Here is a 12509-nt window from a genome sequence, read left to right on the forward strand (position 1 = left end):
AGCTCTTCCTGCTTTGCTGCGATCTCCCCCATGGTTTTGTTGATCTCAGCTTCAATGTTATAAAGCTGCTGTTGAATAAACTCTTGGTGCTCAAGGGTTTGCGATTCGCGGCTGGTCGGGCTCTGCCGAATTAACTGGTTAGCCAGCTCATTGGCAACCGCCTGGGCCCGTTCAGGGCTGGTATCTGTAACTACGATTTCAATAAGCTGGCTATTTGGCACCGCAGAAGCATAATAATCTGGTAACCAGGTCAAACCCAAAGCAGCCATGGTGGCATTACGCACTGGCTCCCGCCGGGCATAGTCCGCATAGAATGTGGCCAACTGCTGCCCTAACCAAAAATCTGAACTCGTAGGGTTGGGAACAAAAACAGATCGACCGATCACCAGGGTTGTACGCGCCTGGTAAATGGGAGGCTGCTGGCGGGTCACCAAATAACTTGATATCGCCGCCATAAGCGAGGCGACTACTAATAACCACCACCATTGTCGCCAGATGAGGACTTGGACAAGAGGAATCAACCCTGATAACAAAAGGTGCGCTGGCATAAACATCCTCACCGATCAGGATAGTATCAAAGGTGGTGCTGGCACTCACGATGGTAAGGTATTGGTCATCGCTTGACAGAACCGCCTCAACACCTATCGCCGGAGCACTACCAATGTTGCGAAGCCCCAAAACCAGTTCAAAACTGCCACCTGGCATTGGCAGGACTGGCTGATAACCAACAAACTCCAATGCTGGGGTTGGTATCACCGCGGTCATCGCCCCTTGATAAATCTCCCGAGTAGAGTTGTTTTGAACAAAAACCACCAACTCGCAGTTCTTCGCCACCCAGTTAGAACTGATAGTAAATTCGCGGGTTCTCACAACCGAATCACCGGCAGGAATGGTTATCGCCTCGCCACCGGCATTGGGCAACATCGTCCTTTCCACATCGTGGAGGCTATCCATTCCCTGCCAGGGGTAATAGATGTGGCTCTCAATCAGAACGGTGTGTAACTGCCCGCTCACCGATGAACCGCTCACATTACGGACAACAATTGTGAGGGTACCACTTCTTGAGACCGAGTCGTAAGTGACATCGAGGTGAATATCCAGTGGACTGGGAACGCTCTTGCGTGAATCAAACACCTGCCGGTAAGCCGGATACATCGTTCCGTAGTGAAGCCCGCCAACTATCCTGTTACTGCCGTCAAAAATCATCGTCGGATAACCACTCACACTGTAATAACTCATCCGGGTAGCAGCGGTGGTAGTGTAGAACGGGTCACTGGATGAGGAGTGGTAGGCAATCACCACCACCGAGTCAAACGCCCGGAACTTCAGCTCTTCTGCCCCTCTTGCTGCACCCGGGCAATAGGTGCACCAGGTGGCGGTGAAGTCCTCCATTACCATCACCCGTTGAGTCGCCCCGAGTGCCAGAGGTAACATCAGGGCTGCGATTATATACATCTTCCTCATCCTTTACTCCTTTCTTTTTAGATCCTAAACCAGTCCCATACAGGACAAGCATATCTGGACACTGAAGTAATAGATTCGCGACCAGTTGCCCAGAAGCGAACCTATTACCAAGGCACCGATACTGATAATAACTAAAAACAAAAATAAAATACGCCGCAACACAGGGAATGATTGTAAAGTGCTAAAAGAGATTAATCTCGGGATTGGGTAGGCTGGTGGACGAGACAAACTGTCTCGGTGCTGGTGAGTCATCTCCGCCACCTCCCACCCAAACGCAGAAGGAAAAGGAATGTGCTCATAAAATTTCCTCCCTGAGGCTCAATGCTGCACCTAAGGCGCCAACAATCTGCGGCTCAGCCGGCACCAAAAGTTTTGTCTTTAACCTCTGCTCAAGGAGTGTCTTAATGCAGGGGTTGCGGGCAACACCACCACAAAGCACCACCGGCTTCTCAATTCCGACCCTGCCTGCGAGTGCTAAAAGCCGGTTCACAATCGACTCATGCAGACCAAGAGCAATTGAGTCTTTGTCAACCCCTTTGGCAATGAGCGATACCACCTCAGACTCGGAAAAGACTGTGCACATCGAGTTTATTACTGCCGCCCGATCGGCCCTGAGCGCAGCAAGACCAAACTCACCCAAGGTGTAGCCCAGGGTTGTTGCCATCACCTCAAGAAACCTGCCAGTTCCTGCTGCACACCTGTCGTTCATCTCAAAGTTAACCTGCCTGCCATTTTCCAGCCGGATGACCTTTGAGTCCTGACCGCCAATGTCAATCACGGTCCGGCAATCAGGAAAGAGGTGCTGCGCACCTAAGGCATGTGCCCGGATTTCGGTTATCACCGGGGTACCGAGCCGCTCCCGCAAAAGATGCCGACCATAACCGGTGGCAACCAGCCGGTCAAACCGCCTTCCCTGGAGAAGTTCCTGTGCCCGCAAAAGCGGCTCGGTCCCGGTGTCAACAATCCGAAAATCAACCACCTTGCCATCATCAACAACCACCAGTTTGGTTGTTCTTGAGCCCAGGTCAATCCCGCCGGTCCTGATTCCCCCTCCTATGCCAACTGTTCAATAAAAGCCTCAATCCTGGTGCGCAACTGCTCGGTATCCTCTTCGGAATAGTCGGTAACAACCTTCAAAGCCGGAACCCCGATTCCCTTGAGCGCCGCCTCCACCCTCATCGCCTCAATGTTATAACCATGACAGGTCTGCAACACATACTGCACCACACCCTTGACATTGAACTCCTGAGCGCGCCTGACAATCGCATCAATCCGCTCCTGATTCGGGGTAAAGCAGGCGCAGGAGATTTTGAAATACCTCTCGGCAATTGCGGTAATCTGACCATCAAGGTCTTGCGCGGTCTCATCAACCAGATGCTCAAAATAGCGTGAGCCGGTGCAACTCTCATCCCAGACAATCACCCCGCCCGATCTCTCAACAAGCGCATGCACCTTCCAGTTGCCCATCACCGCCGGACAGCCCGCCATCATTATCCGCTTTGCACCGGGTGCCACTGAAATACCATTTTTAATCCGCTCCCTTAACTCCTGATTCAACCTTTTAACCGCCTCCGTGAACCTGACCGGTTCATCATTGAGCGCCGCCTGCATCACCACCAGTGCATCAACTCCGCTGATGGGCACAACCTCTGCCTGCCGCAACTGGGCAAGTTCCTGCAAAGCCCTGCGCTTTGCGTTCATTATCCTTATCGTCTCCGCCAGCCTCCCCGAATCAACCTTTGTCCCAGAAAGGTCCTCCAATTTCCTTCTGAAATCATCAACCGCCTCTCGCCACAAATCAAAGTCCAGTTTCTCCTTTTTCTGCGGCACCTCCATCACATGAAAGTTCACCTTACCGGCAAGAATCTCCCAGGTCTTCTTCTTCGCATCGCAGGTGGTCTCACCCACCGCCAGACTTTTAATCGGCGCATAAGGGCAGGTCTTGGAAAACGCCAGACCGAGCGTTGACTTCACCAAGGGGCAGATGTCACGGGGAAACATCCTCTCCGCATAAGGTATTGACGCCTGAATACCACCGCAAAGGGCAATCGGAACCGTATTTGCCGCCAGCGCCAACTCCTCAGGTACATAGATGCAGAATGTGCCCACTATCCTCTTTCCGTTCCTTTTCTCCTCAACCAGCTCTGCCACCCTGGCGCCATGAGCCTCAGCAAGCACCCGGTCAAAATATGCCATCTCCTTAGGACGATTTTTCTGCGCACCCACCGTCTCCTGAAACAGCCGATCGGTTGCCTTAATCATCTCATCATGCAAGGCAACATCCAGCCCCAGTTCCTTTAAAAGCGTGTTATAGTCTGACATCGCCCTGCCCTACTTCTGCCCGATGTAGAAACCCCTGCCCACCTTATGGGCATGCGCTGCATCCCGCCACATATTCACTAAATTCACCGCAAACTGGAAAAGCTCCTCCCCGAAGTTCTGCAGGATTGTCGGCTTCAGTTTCTCCTCAACCATCACCTTGTATTCATCAAAGCAGCGGGCAAACTCATCGGTCTGGTCCTGCGCATCAAGAACCTTGAAACCGGCACGCCTTAAAACCTCCTGCCAGCCTTCAAATGTCTCCATATAGGGGAAAGCCATTGACTCATAAAGCTTGGCAAGCAGGTCATCCTCAACCTTGCCGGTTATCACCCAGTCGGTAAACCCAATCTTACCACCCGGCTTCAAAACCCGGTAGCACTCCCGCGCCAAGAGGTCCTTATCGGTAACATAACACCACGCCTCCTGACCCCAGACGACGTCAAAGGTCTCCTTCTTGAAGGGCATATCCAGGGCATTGCCCTCAACAAAGGTGATAAGGTGGTCAAGACCTGCCGCCTTGGTCCTTTCCCTTGCCTTCTCCAGCATCGTCTTGGTAAAGTCAAGACCTGTTACCCTCACCCCGTATTTCTGGGCAATGTGCCTTGCCGGCGCCCCAAGTGCGCTGCACACATCAAGGACATGCATCCCGGGCTTCAGACCGAGCGCCTTTGCCAAACGGTCGGTTGCCTCTGGTCCACCGGAATGAATCTGCTCACCCATCACCGCCTCCCAGAGCAGACCGCCAGGACCATCATAAACATCCTGGACATCCTTACCGGTATAGTCGTATCTCTTTGCCATTTTTACCTCCTATTGTTTTGGGTTAATAAGGTTAAGGAACGAACCGGACTTTAAACCTCTGACCAGGAGCGCGCCTCTGGTAAAATTCGGGCAGACCACCCGAAAACGGGCGCTCATATCCTGCCTCCTGCCAGAGATTTTTTAGTAGGGATTAGAAAAAGAGCGCCTGACCAATTTTTATGGAGCGAACCGCCCCACATATTGTGCCGGTTCATAGGCACCGCCTCCGGCAGAAAAGGTCAGAACGCATAATTAGATTGTAATTCCCACCCTCTTTTAGTCAAGTTCTGTCTGGATTCTAAAAAGGAAAACCCCACTAAAGATGGCAATGAAAAGGGGAAAGGAGAGCCTCCCGGTGATATCTCAGGAGTTCCTCTGACAGGTTGTCTCAATGGTAATCCGGGACGGCAATCAGGCTATAACCTCAGGCAGGGGTTCTGAGCCTGACTGGCAGAGGAATTAAGAAATCGCCCTAAGTGCGGCAGTAAAAAGGCTCTTAAGGACAGCCATCGCCAGGCATCAGGAGATGCTCTTAAGAGCGTAATGGTAGGGGGTAAAGGAGATAACAATGGGGATGGTGGGAGGGACTGTCCCCGGGACGACCCCTGGGCTGGTCACTGACCGGGCTTTTGGCACATTTTCCTATTTTTGCGTATATGTTTATTTAGTATTCCCCGCGGTTGAAGAAGTAGACTGCGGCAGCGGTGGTGATGATGCTGAATATGAAAAGAAAGCCGAGGTCAAACCATAAAGGGTAAAAGGAAAAACCCAAAACCAGCCTGCGCACGAGGTCAACACCATAGGTCAAAGGGTTGATGCGCACCAGAATATTGAGCCACCAGGGTATGCCCTTCATCGGAAAGAGGGCACCGCTCAAAAACCACATCGGCATAATCACAAAGTTCATTATCGTGCCAAAACCCTGAAATGATGTCATCCGCGCCGCAATCACAATCCCGATTCCGGTCAGGGCAAATGACATTACCGCCATCACGAAAAGTAATGGCAGGATGTTGATTAAGGGCAGTTTCACCTTGACCAGTGGGGCGAGGAGAAGGACGATACAGCCCTGAATCAAAGAAAGGGTTGTGCCGGCAAAGCCTTTGCCAATGACAATTGATGTCCTTGGCACCGGTGCCACCAGAATCTCCTTTAAGAAGCCGAACTCGCGGTCCCAGATGATTGAGATTGCGGACTGGATGGATGTGAAGATACTGGTCATCGCCACGATGCCGGGAAAGATGAACTGGGTGTAGTTGACATTGCCAATCTCCTTATACCCCCCGCGCAGACCAAGACCGAGGATAAATAGCCAGAGCACCGGTCGGGTCATTGAACCGTAAAACTGGCTCTTTTCCCGGAAATACCTGATCACATCCCTGAGCCAGACCATATAGATACAGGCAGGGTCAATCATTTAACGCCACGCCCTTCCCATCCTGCGGAGGGTGCCTTTGAGTTTCTCCTGTCCGCTCGCCTCCTCATCCCTTATCTCCCTGCCGGTCAGTTTGAGGAAAACATCATCAAGGGTTGGCTGCCGCACCGAAACCGAAAGCACCGCCACGGTTAGCTCCCGCACCAGTTTGGGCACAAAGAGTGCACCATCCGGAACCTGAAACCAGACCTTATCCCGATCAGATTGCGCCTTAATGCCATACCGCTCTTCAATCTCAAGAACCGCCCTCTGGTTATCAACCGTGGAAAGAAAAACCTGGTCCCCCTTCATCTGTGCCTTGAGATTTCCCGGGGTGTCCAGGGCAATTATCTTGCCGTGGTCAATTATCGCTATCCGGTCGCAATACTCCGCCTCATCCATATAATGGGTGGTGAGGAAAAGGGTCATCTTGTGCTCCTGGCGCAACTCCAAAAGCCTTTCCCAGATGCGGTTTCTGGTCTGGGGGTCAAGACCGAGCGTGGGCTCGTCAAGGAAAAGGACCCTCGGTGTATGCAAAAGGGCGCGGGCAATCTCCAGCCGGCGCTTCATCCCGCCAGAAAAGTTGCGGACGATGGTATCTGCCCGTGAAGAGAGTTCCATCCACTCCAGTGCCCGCTCAATCCGCCCTTTGAGTTCGGTCTTTGGCACCTTGTAAATTAGGGCGTGAAACCGCAGATTCTCCCTTGCGGTCAAACGGTCATCAAGTGAAGGGTCCTGAAAGATGATACCGATTGCCCGGCGCACCCGATTCTCCTCCTTTATGATATCGCACCCAGCCACCTTTGCCCTTCCTGAACTGGGTTTTGTCAGGGTGCAGAGCATCCTCACGGTTGTGGTCTTGCCCGCGCCATTCGGACCCAAAAACCCGAAAATCTCGCCGTTCTCAACCGAAAATGATATATGGTCGACCGCAACAAACCCCTTAAAATCCTTGGTCAGGTCTAAAGCCTCAATTACCGGTGCCGTATTTCACCCCTGCTATTAATCCCTTGCCGTATCAATCTGCGCCTTCTGCAGAGCGCCGGAATAGTCAACATAGACCGTCTTCAGTTCCGAGAAGATTTCATATGCGGTCCAGCCACCCTCCCGATGACCGTTGCCGGTCTCCTTCACACCACCAAAGGGCAGATGGCACTCCGCGCCGATTGTGGGCGCATTAACATAGGTTATTCCCGCCTCAATCCTCTCAATCGCCCTCATCGCCAGATTCACATCCCGGGTATAGATTGATGATGAAAGACCATAGGAGGTGCTGTTAAGGACCGCTATCGCCTCATCAAAATTTTTGACCTTGATAACCGAGAGCACTGGACCGAATATCTCCTCCTGGGCGATGCGCATATCAGGTTTCACATCACCAAAAACTGTGGGTGCATAGAAATAGCCCTTGTCATAATCGCCACCTTTTAAAGGCTCGCCACCGCAGAGCAGTCTTGCCCCTTCCTTTTTGCCCATCTCAACATAACCGTGAACCGTTTTTCGCTGACCTTCACTCACCAGTGGTCCCATCTCCACCTTCTCATCCAAACCGTTGCCAACAACAATTTTCTTTGCCCGCTCAACCACCATCTCCAAAAACTTGTCATAGATGCCATCCTCAAGAATCAGCCTTGATGTGGCAGTGCAGCGCTGTCCGGTAGTGCCAAATGCACCCCAGATAACCCCTTCAAGAGCCAGGTTGAGGTCAGCATCAGCGAGCACAATCTGTCCGTTCTTGCCCCCGAGTTCAAGTGAACAACGCTTCAGTTGCCTGCCACAAACCTCGGCAATCCTCTTGCCCACCGCAGATGAGCCGGTAAAGGAGATTCCACACACATCAGGATGGTTCAGGAGCGCCTCACCAACAACCCCACCCTCACCATAAACAACATTCACCACCCCTGGAGGAAGACCCGCCTCAGCGAGACACGAGACAAACTCATGCACCGATGCCGGGGTCAGGGTAGCGGGCTTGATTACCACGGTATTGCCGCAGATCAGGGCAGGGAAAATCTTCCAGGAGGGTATCGCCATCGGAAAGTTCCAGGGGCAGATCATCCCCCACACACCCATCGGCTGCCTGGTAACAAAGGCAACCTTGTTTGGGAGTTCGCTCGGCACAAACTTACCCCAGAGCCGGCGGCTCTCACCAGCGGCATAAAGACCGGTGTCAATCGCCTCCTGGACATCACCCCTGGTTTCTTTAAGAACCTTACCCATCTCCCTGGTCATCAGCCGCGCCAGTTCCTCCTTACGCCTTATTATAATCTCGGTTGCCTTGCGAACAATCTCCCCGCGCTGGGGAACAGGAACCGAGCGCCACTTGGGATATGCCGCCTTTGCCGCCTTAACCGCCTCATTAACATCCTCAGGACCGGAAAGCGGGAAAGTCCCAATCAAGTCATCGGTGTCTGCCGGGTTTCTGTTCTCATAGGTCTTACCCGATTTTGCCGGAATATAGTTGCCATTGATAAAGTTCAAAAACTCCTTACTCATCTATCCTCCTTTGGTTTTATTAATGCCAAAACCTTCTCTACCGAGTTTGCCTGAATTATACCATCAATCTCCCAGGTCTTAAGCCCAATAATCATTTTACCCATCTTCAATGCAAACCCAATCTCAGAAAGGGTGCCATAAGAGCCGCCAATCGCCACCAATACATCCGCTGTTCTGATAATTATGAGATTCCTTGCCTCGCCCAGACCGGTGGCAATGGCGATGTCAACATAAGGGTTTGCCTCAGCCTTTTCCTGACCGGGAAGAATCCCAATTGTCAGCCCTCCCTTTTCCTTTGCACCCTGACAGGCGGCGCTCATCACCCCACCCAATCCACCGCAAACCAAAACCGCCCCCATCTCCGCAATACCCCTTCCCACTGCCCTTGCCAGTGCCATTATCTCGGCATCACCCTCACCCGCACCGATGACGCCCACAAACATTCTATTTCTTGACAAAAAGTTCAATCCGCTCAAACCGGTTGACATCAATCAGACCCTGGTCGGTTATCTTCAACTCCGGTATCACCGGCAGGGCAAGGAAGGAAAGGGTAATAAAAGGGTTCTCAAGCCTTGAACCCCAGATGTGCGCCTTTTCCAAGAGTTTTTTCAGGCTTGATACAATCTCCTCTGCCGGCTTATCAGACAAGAGACCGGCAATCGGCAACGCAACACCTGCCACCTTTTTGCCATCGGCAACCGCAACATAACCACCACCCATCCGCTCAAGCGCCCTTGCGGCAAAGAGCATATCCCTATCATTGGTGCCGACAATAACCATATTGTGGGAGTCGTGGGCAACCGTTGTTCCCAACGCCCCCTTTTTCAACCCAAATCCGGCAACCAGACCCTTGCCCATCCTGCCTGTTCCTTTATGCCTCTCTATCACCACCACCTTCAAAAGGTCCCGCTCGGTATCAGCGACAACATAGCCATTTGCTACCGTTGGCTTCTGGATGTGCCTCTCAGTGACAATCTGTCCCGGAACAACCCTGATAACATTGCACATCTCCCCTTCCGCCTTAATCGCAAAATCCCTCAGGCTCATCTTTTTTATTCGCACCGTATTCATCACCCTCTTATCCTTCACCACCGGCAGTTTCACCAACACCCTGCCATCTTTGGCAACCAGCCTGCCCTCCTTGAAGACCATCCTTACCCGAAAACCGCTCAAATCCTCAAGCACAACCAAATCAGCAAGAAACCCCGGTGCCACTGCACCCCTTTTTTCAAACCGGAAATATTCAGCCGGGTTGAGTGTCACCATCTGAATCGCCGATACCGGGTTTAAGCCCTTGGCAACCGCCTGGCGCAGAACCGCATCAAGGTGCCCCTCCAGGAGCAGATCCTGGGGGTGGATGTCATCAGAAACCAGACAGCAGCGCCTCATTGAGAAGTAGTTCACCATCCGCAAAAGCGCATCAAGGTTGTGCGCTGCCGAGCCCTCGCGGATAAAAACCATCATCCCTGCCCGCATCTTGTCCCGCGCCTCCTTGGGTTCAACACACTCATGGTCAGAGCCAATTCCCGCACCCGCATAAGCCTGCAGAAGCAGACCGCTCAAACCCGGTGAATGCCCATCAATCACCCTGCCCGCCCTTTTCGCCACCGCCAACTTCCTCAGCACCTCCTCATCACCAAAGCAGACACCAGGGTAGTTCATCACCTCGGCAAGACCGATAACGCGGCGGTGCTTAAACAGCCGCTCAATCTCCTGAGCAGCAATTTTGGCACCAGAACTCTCCATCTTGGTTGCGGGCACACAGGATGGTGCCATCACAAAAACATCAAACGGCATACCTTCACTTGCCTTGAGGATATACTCAACACCTTTTATACCCAAAACATTGGCAATCTCATGCGGGTCGCAGACAACCGCGGTTGTGCCGTGAACAAGGCAGAGCCTCGCAAACTCGCTTAAGGAAAGGAGCGAACTCTCAATATGGATATGACCGTCAATAAACCCAGGGGCAACAAAAAGCCCGCTGATGTCAATAAAGGCTTTTGCCCGGTTATAACCCTCACCAACGCCCGCAATTCTACCCTGTTTTATCGCCACATCTGCCCGCCTCACCTCACCGGTAAACACCTCAACAACCTCACCCCCGCGCAGAACCAGATCCGCCTCCGCCTCTCCCCTTGCCACCTTTAAAAATTCCTGCCACTCCTTAAAACCCGTTGAACCCCTTTTCATCCTTCCTCCTCAATATAACCGATATAGGGCAACTGCCGGAACCTTTCGGCAAAATCTGTGCCATAACCCACAATGAACCGGTCCGGCACCTTAAACCCAACATAATCCGGCTCCACCTCAACCTTACGCCTGGAGGGCTTGTCCAGAAGGGCACAAACCCTCACACTCTTGGGTCTGCGCCTCTTCAGCCTCTGCAAAACAGACTTAAGGGTAAGACCGGTATCAACAATGTCCTCAACAACTAACACATCCCTGCCCTTAACCCTTGCCCTCAAATCAAGGTCAACCCTGACCAAACCTCTTGACTCCTTTCTTGAGCCATAACTGGCAGCGCTGATGAAATCAACCTGAACCGGCACCTCAAGACACCTCACAAGGTCAGCAAGAAAGACCCAGGAGCCCTTAAGCAGCCCGACCAAGAGGACCTCCTTACCCGCATAATCCCTTGAAATCTCCTTTGCCAGTTCCCTCACCCGGCGCCTTATCCGCTCTGCGGAGATAAGCGGTCTGACCTTTACCGGCTTTGCCTTATTCCTCATATTGAAATCGGGGCGACTGGATTTGAACCAGCGACCTCTTGGTCCCGAACCAAGCGCGCTAAACCAACTGCGCTACGCCCCGTCAATCACAATATAAACGAATATCATCCTGAGTCAACAGAGGGCTTGCCCTTGACCAAAGGCACAAAAACCACATCCATCAGATGGCGCTGAACCAATCGGCTCTTATGCTTCACACCCAAGATTAGGCTCTGACCCCCATAAGAGCCCACCGGCACCACCATCCTTCCACCCTCAACCAACTGCTCAATCAGGGCGTAAGGGATGTTCTCGGCTGCTGCGGTTACCATCACCCGGTCAAACGGTGCAAACTCCTTCCACCCCTCATTCCCATCACCAACCCTAAACCTGATGTTGCGGTAATCAAGCCGGTTTAACACCCTGCGCGCCGCCAGCGAAAGCTCCTCAATAATCTCAACCGTATAGACCATATCTGCCAGTTCTGCCAGAATTGCGGTCTGATAACCGGAGCCGGTGCCAATCTCCAGAACCCGACTGGTCTTCTCCACCTGCAGCGCCTCGGTCATTGCGGCAACAATATAGGGCTGGGAGATGGTCTGACCCTGACCGATGGGCAAAGGATAATCCTCATAAGCCTGATGCACAAAACCCTCAGGAACAAAAAGATGCCGCGGAACTTTTAGCATCGCATCCAGAACCCGCCTGTCCCTTACCCCCCTTGCCACAATCTGCTCCTCAACCATCCTTTTCCGTCTTTGGGTGAACTCATCAACCATTCAGAAAATAATACCCTTCCTCATCCATCCGGTCAACTAATCACAGAAAATGTCAGGGGGAAAACAGCCCCTCCTGAACCTCAGGTTATCCTGCAAACCGCCATTATAGCTCCTCTATAACCGCTCCTATATGCAACCCAAAAGAGAAACCTCCTTCCCACTTTTAAGAGAGCCTAAATAGCGCACCTGAAACCGGTCTGAGACATAACCTCTCTTGCAACCCCAAAAGCCCTCATCAATATCACCTCTAAAACCGCCTGCAAAGCCCCTTCCAAAACAGCCCAAAAGGCAACCTGCAAAACCCTTAGGGGGACGGTATAGGGGGTGGGGTCTAAAATTGTTAAATTTATTGATAACACATTGAAATTCAAAGAAATATGCCAATTTTCCCGCCACCCAATCTGTATACTTATAAGTATACTTAACCAAACGGCAAAAACCCAGTCCTGCCCTGTTGATACCGCATCACATCCTCCTCTCGACATCTGAAACCCATTCGCTCCAACTCATAGAAACGCAGAT

Annotated in this window: 12 protein-coding genes and 1 tRNA gene; all 13 read right to left on the reverse strand. The window is 52.2% G+C overall.

All coding sequences use genetic code 11. The features are described 5' to 3' along the window. Positions 1-284, reverse strand: a 284-nt coding sequence (locus tag ABIK47_07125; GenBank protein ID MEO0020390.1) for a hypothetical protein, incomplete at its 3' end; no start/stop codon positions are given. After that, positions 277-1464, reverse strand: coding sequence for an Omp28-related outer membrane protein (locus ABIK47_07130; protein ID MEO0020391.1), 1188 nt, complete (start codon positions 1462-1464; stop codon positions 277-279). The genes ABIK47_07125 and ABIK47_07130, both read right to left, overlap by 8 nt. Positions 1465-1759: 295 nt before the next feature. Then, positions 1760-2521 (reverse strand): acyl-CoA dehydratase activase, encoded by a 762-nt coding sequence (locus tag ABIK47_07135; GenBank protein MEO0020392.1) that lies wholly within the window; start codon positions 2519-2521, stop codon positions 1760-1762. Continuing rightward, positions 2518-3786: a double-cubane-cluster-containing anaerobic reductase gene (locus ABIK47_07140; protein ID MEO0020393.1), complete on the reverse strand. Its 1269-nt coding sequence runs from the start codon at positions 3784-3786 to the stop codon at positions 2518-2520. The genes ABIK47_07135 and ABIK47_07140 overlap by 4 nt, the downstream gene beginning before the upstream one ends. Positions 3787-3795: 9 nt before the next feature. Then, positions 3796-4587, reverse strand: a complete 792-nt coding sequence (locus tag ABIK47_07145) for a methyltransferase domain-containing protein (GenBank protein ID MEO0020394.1) — start codon at positions 4585-4587, stop codon at positions 3796-3798. A gap of 664 nt (positions 4588-5251) precedes the next feature. Then, positions 5252-5980, reverse strand: coding sequence for an ABC transporter permease (locus ABIK47_07150; protein ID MEO0020395.1), 729 nt, complete (start codon positions 5978-5980; stop codon positions 5252-5254). 24 nt (positions 5981-6004) lie between these two features. After that, positions 6005-6976, reverse strand: a complete 972-nt coding sequence (locus tag ABIK47_07155) for an ATP-binding cassette domain-containing protein (protein MEO0020396.1) — start codon at positions 6974-6976, stop codon at positions 6005-6007. 27 nt (positions 6977-7003) lie between these two features. After that, complete coding sequence (locus ABIK47_07160; protein ID MEO0020397.1) at positions 7004-8497, reverse strand: aldehyde dehydrogenase family protein; 1494 nt, start codon at positions 8495-8497, stop codon at positions 7004-7006. Next, positions 8494-8955, reverse strand: a complete 462-nt coding sequence (locus ABIK47_07165; protein MEO0020398.1) for a TIGR00725 family protein — start codon at positions 8953-8955, stop codon at positions 8494-8496. The genes ABIK47_07160 and ABIK47_07165 overlap by 4 nt, the downstream gene beginning before the upstream one ends. Continuing rightward, the gene (gene ade / locus ABIK47_07170) at positions 8942-10690 is read right to left on the reverse strand and encodes an adenine deaminase (protein ID MEO0020399.1); all 1749 of its coding nucleotides are present in this window, start codon (positions 10688-10690) and stop codon (positions 8942-8944) included. Before ade ends, ABIK47_07165 begins: the two co-directional genes overlap by 14 nt. Beyond that, a complete protein-coding gene (hpt, locus tag ABIK47_07175; GenBank protein MEO0020400.1) occupies positions 10687-11229 on the reverse strand; it encodes a hypoxanthine phosphoribosyltransferase in 543 nt (180 codons plus the stop codon). The genes ade and hpt overlap by 4 nt, the downstream gene beginning before the upstream one ends. Positions 11230-11236: 7 nt before the next feature. Then, a tRNA-Pro gene (locus tag ABIK47_07180) sits at positions 11237-11311 on the reverse strand. A gap of 22 nt (positions 11312-11333) precedes the next feature. Beyond that, positions 11334-11987: a protein-L-isoaspartate(D-aspartate) O-methyltransferase gene (locus ABIK47_07185; protein MEO0020401.1), complete on the reverse strand. Its 654-nt coding sequence runs from the start codon at positions 11985-11987 to the stop codon at positions 11334-11336. Between the last annotated feature and the right edge of the window lie 522 nt (positions 11988-12509).

It is taken from the genome of candidate division WOR-3 bacterium (assembly GCA_039801245.1).
In the GTDB taxonomy this organism is placed as follows: domain Bacteria; phylum Hydrothermota; class Tepidihabitantia; order Tepidihabitantales; family Tepidihabitantaceae; genus JAOABP01.

Excerpts from the sequence above, each read along its gene's own strand:
- ABIK47_07130 (MEO0020391.1), bottom strand. The coding sequence starts at position 1,464 with ATGAGGAAGATGTATATAATCGCAGCCCTGATGTTACCTCTGGCACTC.
- ABIK47_07140 (MEO0020393.1), bottom strand. The coding sequence starts at position 3,786 with ATGTCAGACTATAACACGCTTTTAAAGGAACTGGGGCTGGATGTTGCC.
- ABIK47_07145 (MEO0020394.1), bottom strand. The coding sequence starts at position 4,587 with ATGGCAAAGAGATACGACTATACCGGTAAGGATGTCCAGGATGTTTAT.
- ABIK47_07150 (MEO0020395.1), bottom strand. The coding sequence starts at position 5,980 with ATGGTCTGGCTCAGGGATGTGATCAGGTATTTCCGGGAAAAGAGCCAG.
- ABIK47_07160 (MEO0020397.1), bottom strand. The coding sequence starts at position 8,497 with ATGAGTAAGGAGTTTTTGAACTTTATCAATGGCAACTATATTCCGGCA.
- ade (MEO0020399.1), bottom strand. The coding sequence starts at position 10,690 with ATGAAAAGGGGTTCAACGGGTTTTAAGGAGTGGCAGGAATTTTTAAAG.
- hpt (MEO0020400.1), bottom strand. The coding sequence starts at position 11,229 with ATGAGGAATAAGGCAAAGCCGGTAAAGGTCAGACCGCTTATCTCCGCA.
- ABIK47_07185 (MEO0020401.1), bottom strand. The coding sequence starts at position 11,987 with ATGGTTGATGAGTTCACCCAAAGACGGAAAAGGATGGTTGAGGAGCAG.